This is a genomic window from Mycobacterium sp. IDUB_24 (assembly GCF_055419385.1).
This window is the reverse complement of sequence record NZ_JBVAXO010000001.1, coordinates 309736-333165: the sequence shown is the minus strand read 5'-3', so window position 1 is coordinate 333165 and position 23430 is coordinate 309736. Positions and strand designations below refer to the sequence as shown.

General features: G+C 67.1%; 23 protein-coding genes. 11 read left to right on the top strand and 12 right to left on the bottom strand.

Annotated features, from left to right (window positions below):
* Window positions 1-6 precede the first annotated feature (6 nt).
* From ACZYZF_RS01650 to aftC, 3 genes are all read left to right on the top strand, one after another.
* Window positions 7-777 carry a pyrimidine reductase family protein gene (locus tag ACZYZF_RS01650; RefSeq protein WP_463834353.1) on the top strand — a complete coding sequence of 257 codons (771 nt, stop codon included), beginning with the start codon at window positions 7-9 and terminating at the stop codon, window positions 775-777.
* Window positions 778-864: 87 nt separating this feature from the next.
* The gene (locus ACZYZF_RS01645) at window positions 865-2442 is read left to right on the top strand and encodes an alpha/beta hydrolase (RefSeq protein WP_463745615.1); all 1578 of its coding nucleotides are present in this window, start codon (window positions 865-867) and stop codon (window positions 2440-2442) included.
* A gap of 33 nt (window positions 2443-2475) precedes the next feature.
* Window positions 2476-3768 carry an arabinofuranan 3-O-arabinosyltransferase gene (gene aftC, locus ACZYZF_RS01640; protein WP_463835106.1) on the top strand — a complete coding sequence of 431 codons (1293 nt, stop codon included), beginning with the start codon at window positions 2476-2478 and terminating at the stop codon, window positions 3766-3768.
* On the opposite strand, the gene ACZYZF_RS01635 is transcribed toward aftC, so the two are convergent.
* Complete coding sequence (locus ACZYZF_RS01635; RefSeq protein WP_463834352.1) at window positions 3760-4323, bottom strand: class I SAM-dependent methyltransferase; 564 nt, start codon at window positions 4321-4323, stop codon at window positions 3760-3762. The genes aftC and ACZYZF_RS01635 overlap by 9 nt on opposite strands.
* A gap of 101 nt (window positions 4324-4424) precedes the next feature.
* Here ACZYZF_RS01635 and ACZYZF_RS01630 point away from each other — a divergent pair, with 101 nt between their 5' ends.
* Together ACZYZF_RS01630 and msrB are read left to right on the top strand one after the other, a co-directional pair.
* Window positions 4425-5168 carry a helix-turn-helix transcriptional regulator gene (locus ACZYZF_RS01630; RefSeq protein ID WP_463834351.1) on the top strand — a complete coding sequence of 248 codons (744 nt, stop codon included), beginning with the start codon at window positions 4425-4427 and terminating at the stop codon, window positions 5166-5168.
* 71 nt (window positions 5169-5239) lie between these two features.
* On the top strand, window positions 5240-5656 hold the full coding sequence (msrB, locus tag ACZYZF_RS01625) for a peptide-methionine (R)-S-oxide reductase MsrB (RefSeq protein WP_463745612.1): 417 nt from the start codon (window positions 5240-5242) through the stop codon (window positions 5654-5656).
* 9 nt (window positions 5657-5665) lie between these two features.
* On the opposite strand, the gene ACZYZF_RS01620 is transcribed toward msrB, so the two are convergent.
* The 4 genes from ACZYZF_RS01620 to hemE all read right to left on the bottom strand — a co-directional run bounded on the left by ACZYZF_RS01620 (window position 5666) and on the right by hemE (window position 9643).
* Complete coding sequence (locus ACZYZF_RS01620) at window positions 5666-6409, bottom strand: class I SAM-dependent methyltransferase (RefSeq protein WP_463745611.1); 744 nt, start codon at window positions 6407-6409, stop codon at window positions 5666-5668.
* Between the two features lie 120 nt (window positions 6410-6529).
* Window positions 6530-7225: a hydrogen peroxide-dependent heme synthase gene (gene hemQ, locus ACZYZF_RS01615; RefSeq protein WP_463745610.1), complete on the bottom strand. Its 696-nt coding sequence runs from the start codon at window positions 7223-7225 to the stop codon at window positions 6530-6532.
* A gap of 4 nt (window positions 7226-7229) precedes the next feature.
* The gene (locus tag ACZYZF_RS01610) at window positions 7230-8585 is read right to left on the bottom strand and encodes a protoporphyrinogen oxidase (protein WP_463834349.1); all 1356 of its coding nucleotides are present in this window, start codon (window positions 8583-8585) and stop codon (window positions 7230-7232) included.
* Window positions 8582-9643, bottom strand: coding sequence for a uroporphyrinogen decarboxylase (hemE, locus tag ACZYZF_RS01605; protein ID WP_463834348.1), 1062 nt, complete (start codon window positions 9641-9643; stop codon window positions 8582-8584). Before hemE ends, ACZYZF_RS01610 begins: the two co-directional genes overlap by 4 nt.
* A 111-nt stretch (window positions 9644-9754) precedes the next feature.
* Between hemE and ACZYZF_RS01600 the strand changes: the two genes are divergently transcribed.
* Entirely contained in the window at window positions 9755-10336 is a 582-nt protein-coding gene (locus tag ACZYZF_RS01600) for a DUF3000 domain-containing protein (RefSeq protein WP_463834347.1), read from the top strand.
* A 6-nt stretch (window positions 10337-10342) separates the two neighbouring features.
* Entirely contained in the window at window positions 10343-11614 is a 1272-nt protein-coding gene (locus ACZYZF_RS01595; protein ID WP_463835104.1) for an HRDC domain-containing protein, read from the top strand.
* A 12-nt stretch (window positions 11615-11626) separates the two neighbouring features.
* Here ACZYZF_RS01595 and ACZYZF_RS01590 read toward each other — a convergent pair whose 3' ends face one another.
* Complete coding sequence (locus ACZYZF_RS01590; RefSeq protein ID WP_463745606.1) at window positions 11627-12526, bottom strand: alpha/beta fold hydrolase; 900 nt, start codon at window positions 12524-12526, stop codon at window positions 11627-11629.
* A gap of 78 nt (window positions 12527-12604) precedes the next feature.
* Here ACZYZF_RS01590 and ACZYZF_RS01585 point away from each other — a divergent pair, with 78 nt between their 5' ends.
* A complete protein-coding gene (locus ACZYZF_RS01585) occupies window positions 12605-13111 on the top strand; it encodes a phosphate-starvation-inducible PsiE family protein (RefSeq protein ID WP_463745605.1) in 507 nt (168 codons plus the stop codon).
* Here the strand turns inward: ACZYZF_RS01585 and dxs are convergent.
* The gene (dxs, locus tag ACZYZF_RS01580; protein ID WP_463745604.1) at window positions 13108-15021 is read right to left on the bottom strand and encodes a 1-deoxy-D-xylulose-5-phosphate synthase; all 1914 of its coding nucleotides are present in this window, start codon (window positions 15019-15021) and stop codon (window positions 13108-13110) included. The two genes, ACZYZF_RS01585 and dxs, sit on opposite strands and share 4 nt — an antisense overlap.
* Before the next feature lie 27 nt (window positions 15022-15048).
* Complete coding sequence (gene nhaA / locus ACZYZF_RS01575; protein WP_463834346.1) at window positions 15049-16341, bottom strand: Na+/H+ antiporter NhaA; 1293 nt, start codon at window positions 16339-16341, stop codon at window positions 15049-15051.
* Window positions 16342-16531: 190 nt separating this feature from the next.
* On the opposite strand from nhaA, the gene ACZYZF_RS01570 reads away from it, so the two are divergent.
* On the top strand, window positions 16532-17620 hold the full coding sequence (locus tag ACZYZF_RS01570; RefSeq protein ID WP_463745602.1) for a GGDEF domain-containing protein: 1089 nt from the start codon (window positions 16532-16534) through the stop codon (window positions 17618-17620).
* Window positions 17621-17640: 20 nt separating this feature from the next.
* Here ACZYZF_RS01570 and ACZYZF_RS01565 read toward each other — a convergent pair whose 3' ends face one another.
* Window positions 17641-18870: a class I SAM-dependent RNA methyltransferase gene (locus ACZYZF_RS01565; RefSeq protein WP_463834344.1), complete on the bottom strand. Its 1230-nt coding sequence runs from the start codon at window positions 18868-18870 to the stop codon at window positions 17641-17643.
* The gene (locus ACZYZF_RS01560; protein WP_463745600.1) at window positions 18867-20861 is read right to left on the bottom strand and encodes an APC family permease; all 1995 of its coding nucleotides are present in this window, start codon (window positions 20859-20861) and stop codon (window positions 18867-18869) included. Before ACZYZF_RS01560 ends, ACZYZF_RS01565 begins: the two co-directional genes overlap by 4 nt.
* A 108-nt stretch (window positions 20862-20969) precedes the next feature.
* On the opposite strand from ACZYZF_RS01560, the gene ACZYZF_RS01555 reads away from it, so the two are divergent.
* Both ACZYZF_RS01555 and ACZYZF_RS01550 read left to right on the top strand, forming a co-directional pair.
* On the top strand, window positions 20970-21644 hold the full coding sequence (locus ACZYZF_RS01555; RefSeq protein WP_463745599.1) for a potassium channel family protein: 675 nt from the start codon (window positions 20970-20972) through the stop codon (window positions 21642-21644).
* Entirely contained in the window at window positions 21644-22312 is a 669-nt protein-coding gene (locus ACZYZF_RS01550; RefSeq protein WP_463745598.1) for a potassium channel family protein, read from the top strand. Before ACZYZF_RS01555 ends, ACZYZF_RS01550 begins: the two co-directional genes overlap by 1 nt.
* Here ACZYZF_RS01550 and ACZYZF_RS01545 read toward each other — a convergent pair.
* The gene (locus tag ACZYZF_RS01545; protein ID WP_463834343.1) at window positions 22309-23019 is read right to left on the bottom strand and encodes a DUF3159 domain-containing protein; all 711 of its coding nucleotides are present in this window, start codon (window positions 23017-23019) and stop codon (window positions 22309-22311) included. The genes ACZYZF_RS01550 and ACZYZF_RS01545 overlap by 4 nt on opposite strands.
* A complete protein-coding gene (locus ACZYZF_RS01540) occupies window positions 23016-23387 on the bottom strand; it encodes an OB-fold nucleic acid binding domain-containing protein (RefSeq protein ID WP_463745596.1) in 372 nt (123 codons plus the stop codon). The genes ACZYZF_RS01545 and ACZYZF_RS01540 overlap by 4 nt, the downstream gene beginning before the upstream one ends.
* Window positions 23388-23430 lie beyond the last annotated feature (43 nt).

Below are 23430 nucleotides of genomic sequence, written 5' to 3'. Positions count from 1 at the left end.
CAGTTCATGTCCGATCACACCGCCGGGACAGACCTGACCGTGCTGGGAAACGTCGACAAAATCGCCGACGGACAGCTGGCCGACTACTACGCCTACCCCGATGACCTGCAACGATGTTGGGTCCGAGGCAACATGATCAGCAGCCTCGACGGCGGCGCCACCGAGGACGGTAAGTCCGGTGGTCTGGGCGGGCCGGGCGACCGGGCTGTGTTCAATCTCATGCGCCAGACCGCCGACGTCATCCTGATGGGCGCGGCGACGGTGCGGATCGAGAACTACTCCGGTGTGCAGCTGTCAGTGGCACAACGGCAGGAACGCCAACGACGCGGACAGGGCGAAGTGCCGCCGATCGCCGTCGTCACCGCCTCAGCCGCGTTCGACCACGACGCCAAGTTCTTCACCCGCACCGAGACGCCACCGCTGATCCTCACCGCCACAAAGACCGTCGCCGACGCGCGCCGCCGGCTCGGCGCGGTCGCCGAGGTGCTCGACGCGTCCGGAGCGGACCCGACGCGCGTCGACCCGGCCGTGGCATTGCGAATCCTCGCCCAACGCAAGCTCTTCCGGGTGCTGACCGAGGGCGGCCCGTCGCTGCTGAGCCTGCTGATCGAAAGCGATCTACTCGACGAGTTGTGCCTGACCGTGGCACCGATCATGGTCGGCGGGGTGGCCCGGCGCATCGCGACGGGTCCGGGCCAGGCGCACACCCGGATGCGGCCCGCACACCTGCTCACCGACGACGACGGCTACCTGTACACCCGCTACGTCCGCGGGTAAAGACGCCGACGAACGCTCGCGCGAGGAGCATCGAAACCGACGAGCGCTCGCGCGAGGAGCATCACAACTGTCGCTACTGTGGTCAGCATGCGTCATCAGCTGGTGAAAGCCCTGAGGAGGTCGGCGGTCGCCGCTCCCGTCCTGTCACTACTGCTCACCGCATGTTCACCTCTGCTTGCCGCTGATCCGCGCTATGCCACCAACTCCGGCGCTCACCCGCAGGGACAGCCCGAGACCACCTCGGCAGCCCCACCCGGGCCCCCAGGCATCGAAGCACCCAAGAACGACCTGTCGTGGCGGGACTGCACCCCGCGGGTGTTCAACGGCGCCGGCATCCAGCCGCTACCTGACATCACGCTGGACTGCGCGACCTACGATGCAGACCTCGACTCGATCAACGGAGCCACCGGCACGCTCAGCATCGGCGTGGTGCGGGCGCGCTCCTCGCAGACCCCGCCCGATGCCGGCCCGCTGGTGATGACCACCGGATCCGATATCCCCACTTCGGTGCAGCTGCCGACGTGGCTGGCGCGCTCGGGAACCGACATCCTCAAATCGCATCCCATCGTCGCGGTGGACCGGCGCGGCATCGGCATGTCCGGCGCGGTGGATTGCCGCGACGTCTACGACCGTCAGGAAATGCTGGACCAGACACAGTTTCAGGCCGGCGACGATGCGGTGGCCAACCTCGGTGCGGTCACCATGACCGCGACCACCAGTTGCACCGACACGATCGCCCCCGGCGACTCGGCCTACGACAATTCGCACACCGCCGAAGATCTGGAACGGCTGCGCAGCACCTGGGACGTGCCCACTCTCGCGCTGCTGGGCGTCGGCAACGGTGCCCAGGTGGCACTTGCCTACGCCGGTTCGCACCCCAACAAAGTGTCCCGGCTGATCCTGGACTCCCCGCTACCGTTGGCAATCGGCGCCGAGGCCGCGGCCGAGCAACGCGTCAAGGGTCAGCAGGCCGCACTGGACGCGTTCGCCGCGCAGTGCGTGGCCACCAACTGCCCGCTGGCGCCGGATCCGAAGGGGGCCGTCGACGCACTGCTGGCCGAAGCCCGGGCCGGCCGCGGCCCCGGTGGGGCCTCGGTGGCCACCCTGGCCGACGCGATCACCACGGGGCTGGGTTTCCCACAAGGTGACCGGGTGGCGGCCACCAACAACCTGGCGGGCGCCCTGGCCGCGGCGCGCGCCGGTGACGCCGGCCCGATCTCGGGCCTCATCACCCAGGCCGACAACCTGCGCCAATCCGACGGGCAATTCGTCAACTCGTGCAGCGACGCACTCAACCGGCCCACCCCGGACCGCGTCCGCGAACTGGTGGTCGCCTGGGGCAAGCTCTACCCGCAGTTCGGCACGGTCGGTGCGCTGAACCTCGTCAAATGCCTCAACTGGCCAAGCGGCACCGCACCGAAAGACCCGCAGAACCTCAAGATTCCGGTGCTGCTGCTCGGCGTACACAACGATCCGATCGTCGGCAATGAGGGCGTCGCCGCCGTTGCCGCGACCATCATCAACGCCGGCGCCAACAACCGGCGGGTGATGTGGCAGGGCATCGGCCACGGTGCCAGCATCTACACCGCGTGTGCGCTCCCGCCCCTGACGAGTTACCTCGACAGCGGCAAACTGCCCGAGACCGACACGTACTGTCCTGCCTGACGCCGGGCTCGATCGGCGTCGGTGTACGGTTCGCTGGTGGCCGAAGCAGAACCCCCGACCAATTCAGTCAGAGTCGGTCTTCTGAACTCCTTCCGTCCCCGCACCTCAGCGCCGAGCACCGGTTCGGTGCTGCGCTCGGTGTTGTGGCCGATCGCGATCATGTCGATCATCCACCGCAGTTACGTGCTGGCCACCAACGGTTACATCACCGATGACTTCGGTCCGGTGTACCGCGCGGTCTCGAATTTCCGTCGGCACTGGGCCATCTACAACGAGCACTTCAACTTCGTCGATCCGCACTACCTGTACCCGCCCGGCGGCACTCTGCTGCTGTCTCCGTTCGGGTTCCTGCCGGAGTTCGCGTCGCGCTTCTGGTTTGTCGCGTTCAACACGGTGGCCGTCATCATCGCCGCCTGCCTTCTGGTACGGCTGTTCAAGTTCTCCCTGACCTCGGTGGCGCTGCCGGCCCTGCTGCTGGCCATGTTTTGCACCGAATCGGTCACCAACACACTGGTTTTCACCAACATCAACGGCTGCATCCTGCTAGGCGAGGTGCTGTTCTTCTGGTTCCTGCTCAAGGGCGGCACCCGCAACGAACTGCTGGCCGGGGCGGCGATCGGCCTGACGCTGGTGGTGAAGCCGTCACTGGCGCCCCTGCTGCTGTTGCCGTTGCTCAACCGTCAGTGGCGCACCATGATCACCGCGTTCGGCGTGCCCCTGGTGTTCAACGCCGTGGCCTGGCCACTGTCGGCTGACCCGATGGGCTTCGTGCGCAACACGGTGCCCTACATCTTCGAGACCCGTGATTACTTCAACTCCTCGATCCAGGGCAACGGCGTCTACTACGGCCTGCCGATCTGGCTGATCCTGGTGCTGCGACTGACGGCGGCCGTACTTGCGGTTGTCAGCCTGTGGCTGCTGTACCGCTACTACCGCGAGCGCGACCAACTGTTCTGGATCCTGACCTCGTCGGGCGTGCTGCTGATCGCCTGGTGGCTGGTGCTCGGGCTCGCCCAGGGCTACTACTCGATGATGCTGTTCCCGTTCCTGATGACGGTCGTGCTGCCGAACTCGGTGATCCGTAACTGGCCGGCCTGGCTGGGGGTCTATGGGTTCATGACGATGGACCGCTGGCTGTTGTGGCGCTGGCCGACCACCGGCCGGTTCCTGGAGTACATGAAGATCACCTACGGCTGGTCACTGTTGTTGGTCGTGGTGTTCTGCGTGCTGTACTTCCGCTACCTGGACGCCAAGCAGGACGGCAGGCTCGATGAGGGCATCGACCCGCCGTGGCTGAGCCGTCCCAAGGAAGCCGAATCAGTCTGACGTGAACTGCATGACCTGACCCGCCAGCCGGGTCCGGGTCTGCATCGCCAGCCCGTGCTGCGCGCAGACCTCGTCGAGTTCATCGGGATTCACCAGCCGGAACGGCGACCGGTCGAGCCGATGGATCGCCGTCGCCACCGGCGTGCGGGTCAGGTCATAGCCGGTGAACACACCGCCGGGCCGCAGCACCCGGGCGATCTCGGCGATTGCCTTCTCCCAGTCCACGATGTGGTGCAGCATCAGGCAGCTGAGCACCGAATCGAACGAGTCGTCGGCGAACGGCAGATCGGTGGCGTCGGCCCCACGCACGGTCACACCTGGAAGCGCCTGCAGCCGGCGGGCCGCGGTGCGCACCATCGCCGGGTCGAAGTCGGTGGCGGTGATGGCCAGCTCCGGATTGGCCTGCCGCAGCCGGGCCGCGATATCGCCACTGCCCGAACCGATTTCGAGAGCATCACGGCCCAGGCGATCGACCGGGATGCTACCGAGCACGGCCTGCCCGGTTCCGCCCCGCCACAGCGCCGTCTTGCAGAATGCGCGCTCGATCTGTGACATTGCCGGCATATGAGCTCCCGTCCTCGATGTGCTGATACTCCACCCTGACCGGTTGTCGCCGTCAACGCTTGTACCGATCGGTCGTATGAGAGATTGAGGTGATGAGCGAGGACCGCGCCGCATGGTCAGGTGCATTGGCGGTCGTCGCTGGTGCCCTGTGTTACACCGGCACGTTGTCCGATGCGCAGCAACATCACCACGCGGCCGCCCAGGTGGTGCGGGCCTGGGCAGGTCCGTTCGAGCTGGCCGATGCGCACGGACGCCGGGAGGTGACCTCCGCTGCGGTCATCCCATCCGGGCGTGAGCATTCGATACGGATCCTCACCCCCACATCGGGGATGCTGGTCTTCCTCGACCCGAGCGTCTTCAGCCGTACCGCCCCCGACAGTGACGACGTGGCCGAATGGGTGGCGACCGGTCGCGAACTTCCCTGCTGGACAAGCCCGTTGCCACCCGAACAGCTGCTCGACGAGCTGATGGCCGCCCCGCCCACCGGATACGCCCGGCCGACGGCAGACGTCTGGCACGCCAGCGTGCTCGCCGCGGTCGAGTTGATCCCGCGCCTGCTTCCGGACCCGGTCCGGCTCACCGACGTCGCACAACAGGTCGGACTGTCACCGAGCCGGCTCGGTCGGCTGTTCAATGGACAGGTGGGACAGTCGTTTCCGACGTACGTGCGCTGGGCGCGCCTACGCTGCGCGGTGGAAGCCCTGCGCGACGGGGCATCGCTCACCGACGCAGCCCATGCGGCCGGCTTCACCGACAGCGCGCACGCCAACCGGGTCTGTCACGAGATGTTCGGAATGGCACCGAGCCAGGCCAGCCGAGAACTGGTGTGGGCGTAGAAGGCGATCTGTCCGATCGCCGCGGGCGAGACCAGTGGCGCCGACCACCGGGCAGAACGTAGCTTGGGAATATGACGACCGAGGGCCCCAAGGTGCAACTGACCGACGACGAGTGGCGCGAAAAGCTCACCCCCGAGGAGTTCGCGGTGCTGCGCCGGGCCGGCACCGAGCGCCCTGGCGTCGGTGAGTACACCGACACCAAGACCGAAGGGGTGTACGAGTGCCGGGCCTGCGGCGCCGAGCTGTTCCGCAGCACCGAAAAGTTCGAATCCCACTGCGGCTGGCCGTCGTTCTTCGACCCGGCCGATTCGGCGGCGGTGATCCTGCGGTCGGATACCTCGCTGGGCATGCGCCGGGTCGAGGTGCTCTGCGCCAACTGCCACAGCCACCTGGGGCATGTTTTCGAGGGCGAGGGCTATCCCACCCCGACCGATCAGCGGTACTGCATCAACTCCATCTCACTGAAGCTGGTGCCCAAGACGGAATGACGCCGGGCCTCAGTCCGCGCGCGTGGCGTGCACCTCCCAGAACGGCATGTGCACCCGACCGTCGACCAGCCACGGCTCGATCACCCGCAACCGCTCCAGAAGCGGGGTCATCTGGTCGGCCATGTCGGGATTGCGGGCCGCCATCATCTCGAAGACCTCGACGCTGACGTTGCCCTGGTAAGTGGTCGTGCCCAGATAGGTGATCTCCCAACCGGCATCGGGAAGCACCCCGCGGAAATCGTCGGCCGTCATCGATCGCGGCATCTTGAAGCCGTTGACGGTGTGCTCACCGAACTCGTACATGTACAGCCGCGCACCGGGTTTGGTGGCCCGGTGCAATGCCCGCGCGTACGAGTTCTGCAGCTCGGGTTCATCGGTGAAGACGTGATAGAAGGCGGTGTCGACGACAGTGTCGAACTTCCCTTCCAGGCCCTCCAGCTTGGTGGCATCGGCCACCCGGAAGTCCACCGTCACGCCGGCGTTCTGCGCGTTCTGCCGAGCCCGCTCGATGGCGGCCGGGGACGCGTCGATACCCGTCGCCGACAAGCCTTTTGACGCGTAGTGGATGGCATGGTGACCGGGCCCGGTGCCAGGATCGAGAACTTCGCCCTTGACGGCGCCCAGCGCGACGAGTTGCTGCACGACCGGCTGCGGCCCACCGATGTCCCACGGTGTGGCGGCGGGCAGTCCGTGCGCCGTCCGCTCGTCGCGGTACATCTCTTCGAAGCGATCGGATTCTTGCGGAGCAGTCATGTCCGCGAGGGTAGACCCGCTAGCCGAAATCCCTGGTCAACTCCTATGCCGAGCAGACACAAAACTGCCCTTTTTCGCGGGGAAATGGACAGTTTTGTGTCTGCTCGCGCAAGGGAGAAGCTACGGCAGTTTGGCGACCAGATCCTCGACGCTGACCCGCGGGCCGGTGAAGAACGGCGTCTCCTCGCGGGTGTGGCGACGGGCATCGGTGGCCCGCAGGTCACGCATCAGGTCGACGATGCGGTGCAGCTCGGGCGCTTCGAAGGCCAGGATCCACTCGTAGTCGCCGAGCGCGAAGGCCGGCACCGTGTTGGCCCGTACGTCCTTGTAGCCGCGGGCGGCCATGCCGTGCTCGGACAGCATCCGGCGGCGCTCCTCGTCAGGCAGCAGGTACCACTCGTATGACCGCACGAACGGGTACACGCAGACGTAGTTGCCCGGGTCCTCGCCGGCGATGAACGCGGGCACGTGGCTCTTGTTGAACTCGGCCGGCCGGTGCAGGGCCACGCCGCTCCACACCGGGTCGCTGATCCGGCCCAGCGCAGTGGTGCGCCGGAAGTCCGAGTAGGTCGCCTGCAGCGCCTCGATGGTCTCGGCGTGGGTCCAGACCATGAAATCGGCGTCGGCCCGCAGGCCGGCCACGTCGTACACGCCGCGCACGACCACACCACGCTCTTCCTGGGTCTTGAAGAACGACGCCGCCTCGTCGGTCACCTGGGTGCGTTCTTCGCCCAGTTCCCCGGGGTTCACGGCGAACACCGAGAACATCAGGTAGCGGATGGTGGAGTTCAGTTCGTCGTAGTCGAGCTTGGCCATGCGCCTATCGTGCCACGCCGCTGCGCACCAGTTTCGCGGCCGCCCGAGTGGCGGTGCCCACACATGCCGGCACCCCGATCCCGTCGAGATAACCGCCGGCCACCGCGAGCGTCGGGGGCAACCCGGCGCGCAGTTCGGCGACCAATTCACCATGGCCCGGCCCGTACTGCGGCATCGCGTCGATCCAGCGGTGCACATGGCTGTCCACCGGATCCACGGTGACACCGAACAGCGTGTTCAGATCGCGCGCCGACCACGCCAGCAGATCCTCATCGCCGGTGTTGGCCGCCATACCGTCGCCGTAACGGCCGAAGGACAGCCGCACCATCTCGACGTTCCCGCGCCGGCCCCACTTGCGTGAGGACATCGTGATCGCCTTGGCGTTGAGACGCTCCCCCGCGGCCACGAGCACACCGGATTGCTGCGGCAGCGGTGTCCCGCCCGGCAGTGCGAGGGCCACTACCGCCGCCGACGCCACCCGGATGCGGCGGGCCGCAGCGGCCGTCTGCGGCGCGATGTGCTCGATCAGCGAGGGCAGGTGCGGCGCCTGGACCGCCAGCAGAACCCCGTCGGCGTACCAGCTCGCCCCCTCGTCGTCGAGCACCGACCAGCCGTGTCCGCGGCGATCCACCCGCACCGCGGTGACCTGGGCCCACCGCACATCGGCCCGGCGGCGCAACTCCTCGAGCAGCACGGTGTAGCCGCCGTCGACCGCGCCGAACACCGGTGCGGTGGACGGCGGCGGCAGCGCCTCGCGCACCGCCTCGGTGAGGCTGCGGGCCCCGCGGTCCAACGCGGCAGCCACCGACGGCACCGCCGAACGCATCCCGATCGTGGCCGATGACCCGGCGTACACACCGGTGAGCAGCGGGTCGACGGACCGCGTCACCACCTGCGGGCCGAATCGGTCACCGACCAGCTCGGCGACTGACGGATCGGCGCCCGGGGTCCAGTTCAGTGGCCGGGCCCGTTCGTCCAGGATGCGCGCCACGGTCTCGTCGTCCACGAGCCCGAGCAGCGACGACGCCTGCGCCGGAATGCCCTGCACGGTGCCTTGCGGCAACTGATGGAGCCGCGCGCCGCTGTAGATCAGCGGACGGGTGCCGGTAGGACTGAGCCGGCGCCCGGCCAGCCCCAGTTCACCCAGCAGATCGAGCATCTCGGGCCTGCGCACGATGAATGCCTCGGCGCCGACATCGAACGGCTGCCCGCCGACCCGTTCGGTGCGCAGCACGCCGCCGAGCCGGTCAGCGGGATCCAGCAGCGTGATCTGCGCCCGGGGCCCGGCCGCGAGCCGCAACCGATACGCCGCGACGAGCCCTGAAATACCGCCGCCGACAACACAATAGGTAGCACTCACAGGGAGTGCACCAGGGTCACCGCCTCGGTGATGACGCCGGGGTCGGTCGCCGGCAGCACACCGTGGCCCAGGTTGAAGACGTGACCGGCAGCTCCCGCGGCCACCGCGGCCTGCCCGTCGTCGACCACCCGACGCACCGCCGCCTCGGCCACCGGCCAGCCCGCCAACAACACCACCGGATCCAGGTTGCCCTGCAGGGCGGTGCCCGGCTTGACCCGCGCCGCGGCATCCACCAGCGACGTGCGCCAGTCCACCCCGACCATGGTGGCCGGTACCGAACCCAACGCCTCCGACATCGCCCCCAGCAGTTCTGCGGTGCCGACGCCGAAGTGCGTCATCGGCACGCCGGCCGCGGCCATGGTGGCGAACACCCGGGTGGTGTGCGGAAGCACGTAGGTGCGGTAGTCGGCCAGCGACAGCGTCCCGGCCCAGGAGTCGAACACCTGAACGGCATCCACCCCCGCGTCGACCTGGGCCTGCAGGAAGGCGATGGTCAGATCGGTCAGCGAGGACATCAGGGCGTGCCAGGTGGCCGACTCCCCCAGCATCATGGCCTTGGTGCGTTCGTGGTGACGGCTCGGACCCCCCTCGACCAGGTAAGAGGCCAGCGTGAACGGGGCGCCCGCGAAGCCGATCAGCGGCACCTCGCCCAGCTCGCGCACCAGCATCGAGACCGCTTCGGTGACGGGCGAAACCTGTGCCGGATCAAGGGGCTTCATGCCTTCGACATCAGCCGTCGTCCGGATCGGCTGTTCGATCACCGGGCCGACGTCCGGGACGATGTCGAGGCCGATCCCGGCGGCCTTCAAAGGCACCACGATGTCGGAGAACAGGATCGCGGCATCCACGCCGTGCCTGCGCACCGGCTGCAGCGTGATCTCGCAGACCAGTTCGGGGTCGAAGCAGGCCTCCAACATGCGGTGCTGGGCACGCAGCGCCCGGTATTCCGGCAACGATCGGCCGGCCTGCCGCATGAACCACACCGGCACACGGCGCGGGGTGCGGCCACTGGCGGCGGCAAGGTAGGGGGATTCGGGCAGCTCCCGGCGGGTACTCATCGGCTCCTATGGTGCCACGAGCCCGCTGACGCGGGCCGTTGCCGGTTCGTGACGGCCTCACTCCGGCGCGCCTGCGAACCGTCCTGGCCTTATCAGCTAGCGTCAGATGCCGTGACCTCTGCCGAACCGGCCCAGTTCCGGACGGCGGTGGCGGCGATGAGCGCCACCACCGTACGGCCGGAAATCGAGCTGGGTCCGATACGACCGCCCCAGCGGCTGGCGCCCTACAGCTACGCGCTGGGCGCCGAGGTTCGGCACCCTGAGACAACGGTTGTCCCGGAGCGTTCCGAGGGTGACGCCTTCGGGCGGTTGATCCTGCTGCACGACCCCGACGGCGCCGAGGCCTGGGACGGCACCATGCGGCTGGTCGCCTATATCCAGGCCGACCTGGACTCCACCGAAGCCGTCGACCCGCTCCTGCCCGAGGTCGCCTGGAGCTGGCTGGTGGACGCCCTGGAAGCGCGCGCCGAGCACGTGACCGCCCTGGGCGGCACCGTCACCGCCACCACCTCGGTGCGCTACGGCGACATCTCCGGCCCGCCACGGGCACACCAGCTCGAGCTGCGGGCCTCCTGGACCGCCACCGATCTGGAGTTGGGTCCGCACGTGGAGGCATTCTGCGAAGTTCTCGAGCACGCCGCCGGGTTACCGCCCAGCGGCGTCACCGACCTGAGCTCCCGTACGCGCGCATAAAAGATGATGAACGAGGACCCTCAAGTCTCATCCGACCTGGAAGCTGCCGAGCCCGAAGAGGGCGAAGAGGCCGAATCAACCCCGCTGCTCTCCCCCGCCGACGGGGTACCCGAGCTCTGCGTCACCGCCGGTGAAATATCATCTGCAGCAGCGTCTCTGGCGAAAGGCAGCGGTCCGTTCGCGATCGATGCGGAACGCGCATCGGGCTTTCGCTACTCCAACCGCGCGTACCTGGTGCAGATCCGCCGCTCCGGCTCCGGCACCGCACTGATCGATCCGGTCAACCACGGCGGCTCACCCATCGACGCAATGGCGCCGGTAGCCGATGCCCTGTCGCAGGACGAATGGGTGCTACACGCCGCCGATCAGGACCTGCCGTGCCTGTCGGAGATCGGCCTGCGCCCGGGCAAGCTGTACGACACCGAATTGGCCGGCCGGCTGGCCGGTTTCGAGCGGGTCAACCTGGCCGCGATGGTGCAGCGGTTGCTCGGCCTGCAGTTGATGAAGGGCCACGGTGCCGCCGACTGGTCCAAGCGCCCGTTGCCGGCCGAATGGCTCAACTATGCCGCCCTGGACGTCGAGGTGCTGGTGGAACTGCGCGACGCGATCGCCGCAGTACTCGAAGAGCAGGGCAAAACCGATTGGGCAGCACAGGAATTCGAGTATCTGCGCACCTATGTCGCACAACCCACGCGGCGTGACCGCTGGCGGCGCACCTCCGGTATCCACAAGGTGCGCAACCCGCAGACACTGTCTGCCGTACGCGAGTTGTGGACCACCCGCGACACGATCGCCCGCGGTCGCGACATCGCGCCCGGCCGGATCCTGCCCGACGCCGCGATCATCAACGCCGCCACGAGTGACCCCAAGACGATCGACGAACTGACCGCACTACCGGTGTTCGGCGGCTCCAAACAGCGCAAGAGCGCGAAGGTGTGGCTGGACGCGCTGGCCCGGGCCAGGGACAACACCGACCCGCCCGAGGCCAATGACGCTCAGAGCGGCCCGCCGCCGGCGGCGCGATGGGCCAGGCGCAAACCGGAAGCCGCGGCCCGCCTCGAAGCCGCCCGGGCCGGCCTGGCCGAACTGTCGCAGCGGGTCTCGGTGCCCGCCGAAAACCTCATCACCCCGGAAGTGGTGCGCCGCCTGTGCTGGGATTGGCATCCGGTCGGCGACGTGGCCACCGCAGTGGAGGAGTTCCTCGTCGAGGCCAATGTCCGTCCGTGGCAGCGGGTACTGACGGTGCCGGTGCTGACCGCCGCCCTCAGTACCGACTGAACCGCCGACGATTCACCCGCCCACGCGGTCGATGTGGGCCAGGAAATGCGTCAGGACTCCCTGCGGATCCTCGATCTGCGGCCAGTGCGCGATGTCTTCAGGCAGCATCACAATGTCGGGATCGGGAATGACCTCGAGGTAACGCTTGGCCATGTGCCGCCCCGAGTTCGGGTCCGACGGCCCGTCGATCAGCCGCATCGACACTTCAGTCTCCCGCATGGCCCGCACCCACCGATTGCGGTGCGTGTAGCGGTCGTTGACGAACCGGCCGACTTTGTGGACGACCCGCTTGCCGTCGTTGTATTCCAGGATCTGGTGGAACTTCTCCATCAGCTCCGGCGACGGTTTGGTTCTCACCCCAAACATCTCCCTGATGGTGGGCTCCACGAGCCGGCGCGACAACCGGCTGCCCTGCAGCGGACTCATGATGTCGCCCAACGGGGTTCGTGACATCACCTTCTGAAGCAGCCGAGGAGTGTAGGCCTCGTTGAACAGCCCGCCGTTGAGCCAGGTGATCGACTCGATGTCCAGTGCCCCGTAGGACCGGTCGCCGAATTCGTGCCGGGCCAGCATTTCCTGACCGACCGAATCACCCAGGTCGTGAGCCAGAATGTGGGCAGTACCGACACCGAGGTGATCCAGCAGCGCCTCGTGCATGTCGGCGTGGTCGGACACCGTGTACCCGTAGGCGACCGGCTTGTCGGAGAACCCCATCCCGATCATGTCCGGCGCGATGACGGTGAACCGGTCGGTCAACGTGGGCCAGATCAGCGACCAGTCCCAGGAGTTGAACGGATAACCGTGGATGAGAAGGAGATTCGGTCCGCTTCCCTCGACCCGGTAGAAGATGTCGAAGCCCAGGTAGTCGAAGAACTGCCCGGCGTCCTTCCAGTTCTGCAATTCGGCGTCCATGTCTGCAACTTAGGCGGTGGCGGACGTTCGCGGTGAATTCGCGCGTGTTCGGAGCCGGACCGGAATAACGTCAGTACAGTGGCGCAGTCGAAAGAAACCGAAGCGGAGCAGGAGCGGGAGCGCTTCGCCGACCGGGTCCTGAGGATCGCCGAGGACGCGGTCTACTGGTCGATCGCCGTCCTGCTACTCGCCGGGTCGGCCGTGCTGATCGCCGCGCAGGTCAACACCTTGCTGCGACTGGGTAGCAGCCCGGCCACCCCCATCATGCTGGAACTGTTGGACGGCCTGCTGCTGGTCTTCATCTTTGTGGAACTGCTCTATGCGGTGCGCACCTCACTGCGATCTCGCGAACTCGTCGCCGAGCCGTTCCTGATTGTCGGCATCTTGGCCTGCATCAAAGAAATCGTGGTGGTGTCGGTGGACGCGGCCAAGTTGCTCGACAAAGGGCCGGAGTTCGCCCGCGCCATCGTTCAGGTCGGCGTGCTCGGCGGCCTGGTACTCGTCCTGGCAATCGCCATCTTCGTACTGCGGCTGCAGCACCGCGGCGCCGACCACATGCGCGACAAGCCGGACGACGACTGCTAGTCGACCTGGTGGCTGACTTCCCGCTCGCCCACCGGTGCACCGATCGCGGCGATCCACCCGGTGATCTGGCGAGCGATGTGCTGGTCGGTCAGACCGACCGCGGCCAGCACCTCCCCACGCGAGGCGTGCTCCTGGAACACCTGCGGGACACCGAGATCCCGGCACGGCACGTCGATCTCAGCGTGGCGCAGCGCGGCCGACACCGACGAGCCGATGCCGCCGTGCACGCCGTTGTCCTCGATCGTCACCACCAGTTTGTGACGGCGGGCCAGCTGACCGACGGCTTCCGGAACCGGTAGCACCCAGCGCGGATCCACCACCGTGACACCGATGCCCTGATTGCGTAGCCGCTCGGCGACCGCAAGCGCCATCGACGCGAACGAGCCAACTGCCACGAGCAGCACGTCCTCGGTCAAACCCTCCGAGGGGACGGCGAGCACGTCAACTCCACCGCGCCGCTGAAGCGCCGGAATATCTTCGCCCACATCACCTTTGGGGAACCGGAGGGCCGTAGGGCCGTCGTTGACCGCCAGCGCCTCCCCGAGCTCCTCCCGCAGACTGGCACCGTCACGGGGGGCGGCGACCCGGATACCCGGGATGATGCCGAGGACCGACAGGTCCCAGACCCCGTTGTGGCTGGCCCCGTCGGGCCCGGTGACACCGGCTCGGTCCAGCACCATGGTGACCGGCAGCTTGTGCAGCGCCACATCCATCATCAGCTGGTCGAACGCGCGGTTGAGGAACGTGGAGTAGAGGGCCACGACCGGGTGCAGGCCACCCATGGCCAGGCCCGCCGCCGACGTCATGGCGTGCTGCTCCGCGATACCCACGTCAAAGAACCTGTCCGGGAACCGATCCCGGAACGCACTCAGCCCCGTCGGCCCCGGCATGGCCGCAGTGATCGCCACGACGTCACGCCGTTTGGCACCGACCTTGACCAGCTCGTCGGAGAACACCGACGTCCAACCGGGGGCCGAAGCCTTCGTCGGCAGTCCCGTCTCCGGGTCGATGACGCCGCAGGCGTGCATCTGATCGGCCTCGTCGTTCTCGGCATGCGCGTAGCCCATGCCCTTGCGGGTCACCACGTGCACGATCACCGGGGCATTGAAACCCCGGGCGTTGCGCAGCGCATTCTCCACCGCAGACTCATCGTGACCGTCGATCGGGCCGACGTACTTGATGCCCAGATCGGTGAACATCACCTGCGGGGCGACCGCGTCCTTGATGCCGGCCTTGATGCTGTGCATGCACTGGTAGCAGAACTCCCCGACGACGGGCAGGCCGCGCACGGCCTTGCGGCCCTCTTCCAGGATCCGCTCGTAGGCCGGCTGCAGCCGCAACCCGGCGAGGTGGTCGGCGAAGCCGCCGATGGTGGGCGCGTAACTGCGGCCGTTGTCGTTTACGACGATGACCACCGGGCGACCACCGGTGGCGATGTTGTTCAACGCCTCCCAGCACATGCCGCCGGTCAGAGCGCCGTCACCGACGACGGCCACCACGTGGCGATTGCGGTGCCCGGTCAACTCGAACGCCTTGGACAGACCATCGGCATAGGACAGCGCCGTGCTGGCGTGGCTGGACTCCACCCAGTCGTGCTCGCTCTCGCTGCGCGACGGATACCCCGAGAGGCCACCCTTCATCCGCAAGCTGTCGAAATCCTGTACGCGCCCGGTCAGCATCTTGTGGACGTAGGCCTGATGACCCGTGTCGAAGACGATCGGATCGTGCGGCGAATCGAACACACGGTGCAGCGCCAAGGTGAGTTCGACGACCCCCAAGTTGGGGCCGAGATGTCCACCGGTTGCAGCGACCTTGTGGATCAGGAACTGACGGATTTCCTGTGCCAAATCAGTCAGCTCGGACTGTGACAGGTGCTGCAGATCAGCGGGACCGCGGACCTGTTCAAGCATCCAGCCAGTGTACGCACGCATGCCGCGTCAGTCCTGTCGAGGCTGATAGACATCGGGCACACCGTCATGGTCGGCATCGACGCTCTCCAGCTGGTGAATGCGGCGATATGCGGCATTGCGCGACACCAGCACCACCGACGCGAGCAGACCGGCCACCACCGATCCGGTGACCACCGCGATCTTCACGTCATCGTCGGCAACGCTGCCGTGCCCGAATGCCAGCTCACCGATGAGCAGCGACACCGTGAATCCGATCCCGGCCAACAACGCGACGCCGAGCACGTCGCGCCAGGCAATGTCCTCGTCGAGGCTCGCGTGGGTGAAGCGGGCCAACAGATACGTGGTCCCCAGCACGCCGATGGGCTTGCCGAGCACCAGGCCGGCGATCACCCCGATGGTCACCGGATGCGACAGGGCATCGGCGAAGCCCGACCATCCGCCGACCGTCACGCCGGCGGCGAAGAACGCGAACACCGGCACGGCGAATCCCGCCGAGAGCGGCCGGACGATGTGTTCGAAGTGTTGGGCTGACGCGTGGCGGCCCAGCACCGGGACGGTGAAACCGAGCACCACACCGGCCACCGTGGCGTGGACGCCACTGGCATGCACGAGTGCCCAGGCGAGAATGGCCGGTGGCAGCAGGATCCACCACTGACGCGCACCCCGCTGCACCGCGAACGCATACACCGCTATCGGGATCAGCGCCCCGGCCAACGGTCCGAGCGCCACGTGATCGGTGTAGAAGACGGCGATCACGGTGATCGCCAGCAGATCGTCCACCACCGCCAGCGTCAACAAGAAGATCCGCAGCGCGGCGGGCAGGTGGGTGGACACCACGGCCAGTACCGCCAACGCAAACGCGATATCGGTGGCGATCGGTACCGCCCACCCGTCGATGGTCTCGGGATGGCCCGCGAACAGGTTGATCCCGACGAAAATCGCCGCAGGCACCACCATGCCGCCGACGGCTGCCGCGATGGGCAGCGCGGCACGCGCCGGGTCCCTCAGGTCCCCCGCGACGAATTCCCGTTTGAGTTCCACACCCACGACGAAGAAGAAGATCGCCAGCAGACCGTCGGCCGCCCAGGCCGACAGGCTCAGATCGAGGTGCAGCGACTGCGGGCCGACGACGAATTCCGAGAGCCGGTGATAGCCGCTCGACCACGGAGAATTGGCCCACACCAGCGCCGCGCCCGCGGCAGCCAGCAGCAACGCCCCGCCGACCGTCTCGGTGCGCAGCAGTTCGGAGACCCGCTGAAACTCCGGCCATGACCCGCGCGCCAGCAGACGTCGGCTGCTGTGTTCACGGCGATTGCTCATCGGGCTCCCTGAAATCGGCATGGACTTGAACGCCGACCAGACTTCCCGGCACACCTGCGGTTCACGCTAACAGGTGCGGTACGTGAGCAAATATCGACGAAGTCCGTGGCAGCGCCTCAAACGGGCAGTAAAACGCCGACCATCATGATTACGTAAGGTGTAAACGAAGTCGATTACTCCGGGGTGCGGGTTGAGTCCATTCGATCACTATTACGCGCGTACCGCCCTGCTTGCTGCGCAGGGCAAGCGCACCCGGATGCAGCGCCTCATCGGGGTCACCATCATCGGGTTGAGCCTGGTCCCACTGCTGTTGCTGGTCAGCCCCAAAGGTCCGCACGGCGGCCTCCAGTACGTGGCAGTGGCCGTGGCCATCGGCGGGCTGACCCTGGCGCAGTGGTGGTGGCGGCGGCAATGGCCCAGCCGCACCCAGTCGTGGACCGTCGTTTCCATCGGCACGGCCTGTATCGGCGCCACCTGCATCCTGCTGGTGGACCCCGTCGTCGGCCTCATGGGTTCCAGTTCGTTGAGCCTGATCACCGCCTACACGGCATTCCTGCACAGCCGCCGGGTACTGCACCTCACCTGGGTGGCCTCCGGCGCGATAGTGGCTTTCCTGGGTGTGCGGGTCGCGCTGACGGATGTCTGGCTGGGTGTGGTGGGCACGCTGGTGGCAGTGCTGGTGATCCTGAGTACCTCGGCGTTGTGCCGGATGGCCGTCGAGTTGATCGAACCCGACCGCGTCCAGCACCCGGGCGAGATCGACCCGCTGACCGGGCTGCTCAACCGCGAGGCATTCGACATGCACACCGCCACGATGCTGGGCTCCCACAGTCGCCACGACGATCAATACCTGGTGGTCGTGGCGGTCGGGATCGATGACATGGCGCTGCTCAGCGACATGGACGGCAGCCACAGCACGTTGCACGCCCGCGTCGCCGTCGCCCAGGCCATCCGCGAGACCGTGCGCCACAAGGTCCCGCTGGCGCATGTGTCCGACAGCGAATTCCTGATCGCCGACGTGTTCAAGACCAACGATCCGTCACCTTTGGTGAACCGGATCCGCATGGCCATCACCACCACGCCCATGCGGCTCACGGCCAGCATCGGCACGGCGTGCAGCCAACTGCGCCCGCTGACGGAGCTGCCCACCCAGCAGATCGTCGACGCCCTCGTGGCACTGGCCGATACCGCGATGAACCAGTCGAAGGCCCAGGGCGGCAACCGTGCCACCTACGCACACTTCCCCACCCCGACCATGGGCCCCGACACGCAGGAGTGACCCGGGCCCGGTCCATCGGCTCAGCGCGTCAGCACCGCGATGCACTCCACATGGTGGGTGAGCGGGAAGGAATCGAACACCCGCAACTCCTCCACGGTGTAACCCTGCCGTAGATACAACCCCACGTCACGTGCGAAGGAGGCCGCCTCGCAACCGATGTGGACGACCCTCGGTACCTCGGTGGCCGCCAGCGCGTCGATCACCTCGCGGCCGGCACCGGTGCGCGGCGGATCGAGCACCACGACGTCGGGGCGTCCTGACTCGGCAGACAGGGCCCGGCGCACCGAGTCGGTGACCACCGATACCCAGGGCAGGTCTGCCAACGCGCTGCGGGCCGCACGCGATGCTCCCCGGGACGTGTCCACGGTGAGCACCCGTCCGTCCGGCCCGACCTGTTCGGCCAGCGCGGCGGCGAAGACCCCGGCACCGCCGTACAGGTCCCATGCCGTCATGCCCGGCTGCAGCCCGGACCAATCGGCCACCAGCCCGCTGTAGAGGGCCGCTGCGCCACGGTGGGCCTGCCAGAACGCCGTCACCGGCAGCATCCACTGCCGCCCGCCGATGCGCTGCACCGTCTCGTACTCGCCCTCGATGACGCGCGTGGCATTCTTGGGACCGCCCGCGCGGCTGCCTTTGCGGCCGGTCGTCTTGGGGCCGGACTGCACAACGTGTCTGCGGCCGTCGGAATCCAGCACCGCATGCACATGGGCGCCCGGGGTCCAACGCATCTCGGCCAGTCCGTCGGTCAGCTCGGCAGGCAGTTGTGCGCAGTCGATATCGGTGACCAACTCGGCGCTGTGGTAGCGGTGGAATCCGGCCCGGCCGTCGGCGGTCGTGTCCAGCCGCACCCGGGTGCGCCAGCCGGTCACCTCGCCGGTACCCACCGGTTCGGCCGCGGGAGGCTCGTCGCACTGCTCATCGCGCCAGGTGTATGCGCCCAACCTGGCCAACTGGTTGGCCACCACCGAGCCCTTGAGCCGGCGCGCCGCACCCGGCTCGGCGAATGCCAGATCGCAGCACCCGGCACCGTCCACGCCGGCGATACGGCACAGCGAAGCGACCCGATCCGGTGAAGGAGCGATCACCTCGACAACCTCTGCGTGCCAATATGATCCGCGCTCATCGAGCACCCTGACCCGTACCGTCTCGCCGGGTAGTGCGTACCGGACGAACACCACCCGGCCGTCGTGGCGGGCCACGCAACTGCCACCGTTGGCCGCCGGACCCGTGGTCAGCGTCAGTTCCGTCATTCCAGGAATCCCCGGCGCGCGTCACCCGGAGTGGCCCGAGGCTGCAGCGCCTTCAACCGCTCCGACGAACTCAATTGCCACGGAACCGATGTCACCATCACATTGGGCATGAACAGCAGCCTGCCCTTGAGCCGCAACGCGCTCTGATTGTGCAGCACCTGCTCCCACCAGTGCCCCACCACATATTCAGGGATGAACACCGTGACCACGGTGCGCGGCGATTCCTTGGTCACCCGTTTGACGTAATCCAGTACCGGCCGGGTGATTTCGCGATAGGGCGAGGCGATCACCTTCAGCGGCACGCTGATATCGCTGTCCTCCCACTGGTGCACCAGAGCGCGGGTTTCGGCATCGTCGACACTGACCGTGATGGCCTCCAGCACATCCGGCCGGGTGGCCCGCGCATAGGCCAGCGCCCGTTTTGTCGGCAGATGCAGCTTCGACACCAGCACCACCGCATGGTTGCGGCTGGGCAACACCACGTCGCCCTCGTCCTCGTCTTCCCGTTCGAGTTCGCGGGCCACGGTGTCGTAATGCTTGTGGATGAGCTTCATGGTCACGAACAAGGCGCTCATCGCCAGGATCGCGATCCAGGCGCCGGCGACGAACTTGGTCACCACCACGACCACCAGCACCGCGCCGGTGGCGGTGAGCCCGACCGCATTGATGACGCGCGAGCGCATCATGTGGCGACGTTGTGCCGGATCGGTTTCGGTGCGCAGCAATCGGGTCCAGTGGCGGACCATGCCGATCTGACTCAGCGTGAACGACACGAACACGCCGACGATGTAGAGCTGGATCAATGCGGTCACCTCGGCCCGGAACGCCACCACGAAAGCGATCGCGGCGAAGGCCAGGAACAGGATGCCGTTGGAGAACGCCAGCCGGTCACCGCGAGTGTGCAGCTGCCGCGGCAGGAAGCGGTCCTGGGCCAGGATCGAACCGAGCACGGGGAAGCCGTTGAACGCGGTGTTGGCGGCCAAAACCAGGATCAACGCCGTCACGCCGGCGATCAGGTACAGACCCACCGGGAAGTCGTGGAACACCGCATCGGCAAGCTGGGCGATCAGGGTCTTCTGGTGATAGTCCGGTGGTGCACCGATCAGCTGCTCGTGAGGCCGCTCGGCCATCTGCACGCCGGTGGCCTTGGACAGCAGGATGATGCCCATGAACAGCGTGACCGAGATCACCCCGAGAAGCAGCAGGGTGGACGCGGCGTTGCGCGACTTGGGTTTCCGGAACGCCGGCACGCCGTTGCTGATCGCCTCGACACCGGTCAGCGCCGCCGACCCGGACGAGAACGCCCGGGCCACCAGGAACACCAGTGCAAAGCCGAGTACCTCGCCGTGTTCGGGACGTATCTCGAAACCCGCGGACTCCGCGCGGAGCGGATGGTCCAGCACGTAGATCTGGAACAGCCCCCAACCCAGCATGATGTACATGCCGACCATGAACGCGTAGGTGGGAATCGCGAACGCCGTGCCCGATTCCCGCAAGCCGCGCAGGTTCATCGACGCCAGCAGCAGAATCGCCGCCACCGCGAACATCACCTTGTGCTGAGCGACGAACGGGACCGCCGAACCGATGTTCGACATCGCCGAGGACATCGACACCGCAACGGTCAGCACGTAATCCACCATCAGCGCGCTGGCCACCGTGAGGCCTGCGGTCGGCCCGAGGTTCGTGGTGACAACTTCGTAGTCACCGCCGCCGGACGGATAGGCATGCACGTTCTGCCGGTAACTGGCGATCACGATCAGCATCACGGCCGCCACTGCCAAGCCGATCCACGGAGTCAGTGAGTAGGCCGTGACTCCTGCCACCGAGAGCACCAGAAAGATTTCCTCTGGTGCATAGGCCACCGACGACAACGCATCGGAGGCGAACACCGGCAGGGCGATCCGTTTGGGCAGCAGGGTGTGAGAGAGCTTGTCGCTGCGGAACGGCCGCCCGAGGACCAGACGGCGCGTCGCCGTCGAAAGCTTGGACACGAGAGCCAAGACTAAGCCCGAACGCGGAAAGTCGTGACAAAGCGGTAGCGTTCCGGGTGCACGGATTGAGAGCAACCGCGCTTTTCTGCCACCGGAAAGGACCAACGGGTGCGTGTAGTCGTCATGGGGTGCGGCCGGGTGGGCGCGTCCCTCGCAGACAGCCTGGCCCGGATCGGCCACGAGGTCGCGGTCATCGACCGTGACAGCACCGCGTTCCACCGGCTCTCGCCGGAGTTCGCCGGTGAACGTGTGCTCGGTATGGGGTTCGACCGCGACGTGCTGCTGCGCGCGGGCATCGAGGAGGCCGGTGCGTTCGCGGCGGTGTCCTCTGGCGACAACTCCAACATCATCTCGGCCCGGGTGGCCCGCGAGACGTTCGGCGTCGAGCGCGTCGTGGCGCGTATCTACGACGCCAAGCGTGCCGCGGTCTACGAGCGGCTGGGCATCCCCACGGTGGCCACCGTGCCGTGGACCACCGATCGTCTGCTCAATGTGTTGACCAGGGAGACCGAGACCACCAAGTGGCGGGACCCGTCAGGCAACGTGGGCGTGGCCGAACTTCCGCTGCACCAGGATTGGGCCGGGCACCTGGCCACCGACCTGGAGGCTGCCACGGGCGGCCGGGTGGCCTTCATGATCCGGTTCGGCAACGGCTACCTGCCCGAACCCAAGACCGTGATCCAGGCCGGCGATCAGGTGTACATCGCCGCGGTATCCGGACACATCGCCGAGGCGCTGGCCATCGCCGCACTGCCACCGAGCGAGGACTTGGAGTCTCACTGATGAAAGTTGCCATCGCCGGGGCCGGGGCCGTGGGCCGCTCCATCGCCCGTGAGCTGCTTGAGAACGACCATGACGTGACGCTGCTGGAGCGCAACGCCGGCCACATCGACGTCGACGCCATCCCGGCCGCGCACTGGCGGCTGGGCGACGCCTGCGAGCTCACCGTGATGGAGTCGGTCAAGCTCGAGGAATTCGACGTGGTGATCGCAGCCACCGGTGACGACAAGGTCAACGTCGTGGTCAGCCTGCTGGCCAAGACCGAGTTCGCGGTTCCACGCGTGGTGGCCCGCGTCAACGATCCCCGCAACGAGTGGCTGTTCGACGAGAACTGGGGCGTGGACGTGGCGGTGTCGACGCCGCGAATGCTCGCCTCGCTCGTCGAGGAAGCCGTCGCAGTCGGCGATCTGGTGCGCCTGATGGAGTTCCGCAAGGGACAGGCCAACCTGGTCGAGATCACGCTGCCCGACGACACCCCGTGGGGCGGCAAGCCCGTCAAGCGGCTCGAGCTGCCCCGCGACACCGCGTTGGTGACGATTCTGCGTGGATCCCGGGTGATCGTGCCCGAATCCGACGACCCTCTGGAGGGTGGCGACGAGTTACTGTTCGTCGCAGTCACCGAGTCCGAGGACGAACTGCGCGAGCTGCTCTTGCGCGCAGCGCCGCGCTAAGACGGCGCTCCGGCGCAGTCGGGGCCGTCGGTGTCCTGGGCATGTACGGCACGCTGCGCGGCCCGGATGGCCAGATACGTCACCAAGGCGGCGACGGCGGTCAGCGGCCAGCCCATCGCGATGCGCGCGAAGCCCAACCAGCCCGTCTCGTCGGCGTCGTACAGATACTGCTGCACCAGGAACCTCGACCCGAACACTGCGACCCAGGTGAGGGTGGCGATGTCGAATGCCGCCACCGCCTTACGTACGTCACGCCAGGCCCGGTCGTGGGTGTTGACCCAGCCCCAGATGTAGCCGACCACCGGGCGCCGGACGATCACCGACACCCCGAACAGCACGGCGTAGACCAGCGAGCTCCAGATGCCAAGCAGGAAATAGCCTTTCGACTCCCCCACCACGTAGGCGATCAGGGCGCTGACGCCCACGGCGAAGAATCCCGACACAGCGGGCTGAACGGATTCGCGGCGGATCAACCGCCAGATCAGGATCAGTGTCGCCACGCCGAGCGCGGCAACGATTGCCGGCATCAGCCCGAAGGCCGTGGACACCGGGACGAACACCAACACCGGCAGCGACGAATAGATCAGGCCGCTGATGCCACCCATCTGGTCCAGCACTGCACGTCCGCCGCCATGGGCAGGGGCCGGCGCCGGATCACTGTCGGGTGGTTGAGGTGCGCTGCCTCTGTTCTCTTCGGCCTGACTCACTTCTGTATTTCGTAGCGGGGGTTGTAAATCGCCTTGGCGCCGTTCTCCAGTTTGCCCACCCGGCCGTGCACCCTCAGGGTGCAACCGGATTCGATGCCTGGAATGCGGCGCTGTCCTAGCCACACCAACAACACCGTGTCAGTACCGTCGAACAACTCGGCTTTGATGCCGCCGGAACACCCCTTGCCGTTACATTCCACGCTGCGCAGAGTGCCGACCATGGTCACTTCCTGGCCGCGCTGGGCGTCGATCGCCTTCAGCGCGCCGGTGTTGGCGGCCTCTTCGCTGAGCTCTTCGACATCAAGCTGTTCGGGGTCTTCCGTCAGGCGTCGCGTAAGCCGGCGCAGATACCCTTCGGCCGTAGCCATGGCCTCTCCTGACCTTCTGCGGATCCTCTGTGAATCCGCCCAA

Bases quoted from the DNA above. Each gene is read 5' to 3' on its own strand.
- ACZYZF_RS01650 (WP_463834353.1), top strand. From the start codon at position 7: ATGTCCGATCACACCGCCGGGACAGACCTGACCGTGCTGGGAAACGTC.
- ACZYZF_RS01645 (WP_463745615.1), top strand. From the start codon at position 865: ATGCGTCATCAGCTGGTGAAAGCCCTGAGGAGGTCGGCGGTCGCCGCT.
- ACZYZF_RS01635 (WP_463834352.1), bottom strand. From the start codon at position 4,323: ATGTCACAGATCGAGCGCGCATTCTGCAAGACGGCGCTGTGGCGGGGC.
- ACZYZF_RS01630 (WP_463834351.1), top strand. From the start codon at position 4,425: ATGAGCGAGGACCGCGCCGCATGGTCAGGTGCATTGGCGGTCGTCGCT.
- msrB (WP_463745612.1), top strand. From the start codon at position 5,240: ATGACGACCGAGGGCCCCAAGGTGCAACTGACCGACGACGAGTGGCGC.
- ACZYZF_RS01620 (WP_463745611.1), bottom strand. From the start codon at position 6,409: ATGACTGCTCCGCAAGAATCCGATCGCTTCGAAGAGATGTACCGCGAC.
- hemQ (WP_463745610.1), bottom strand. From the start codon at position 7,225: ATGGCCAAGCTCGACTACGACGAACTGAACTCCACCATCCGCTACCTG.
- hemE (WP_463834348.1), bottom strand. From the start codon at position 9,643: ATGAGTACCCGCCGGGAGCTGCCCGAATCCCCCTACCTTGCCGCCGCC.
- ACZYZF_RS01595 (WP_463835104.1), top strand. From the start codon at position 10,343: ATGAACGAGGACCCTCAAGTCTCATCCGACCTGGAAGCTGCCGAGCCC.
- ACZYZF_RS01590 (WP_463745606.1), bottom strand. From the start codon at position 12,526: ATGGACGCCGAATTGCAGAACTGGAAGGACGCCGGGCAGTTCTTCGAC.
- dxs (WP_463745604.1), bottom strand. From the start codon at position 15,021: ATGCTTGAACAGGTCCGCGGTCCCGCTGATCTGCAGCACCTGTCACAG.
- nhaA (WP_463834346.1), bottom strand. From the start codon at position 16,341: ATGAGCAATCGCCGTGAACACAGCAGCCGACGTCTGCTGGCGCGCGGG.
- ACZYZF_RS01565 (WP_463834344.1), bottom strand. From the start codon at position 18,870: ATGACGGAACTGACGCTGACCACGGGTCCGGCGGCCAACGGTGGCAGT.
- ACZYZF_RS01550 (WP_463745598.1), top strand. From the start codon at position 21,644: ATGAAAGTTGCCATCGCCGGGGCCGGGGCCGTGGGCCGCTCCATCGCC.
- ACZYZF_RS01540 (WP_463745596.1), bottom strand. From the start codon at position 23,387: ATGGCTACGGCCGAAGGGTATCTGCGCCGGCTTACGCGACGCCTGACG.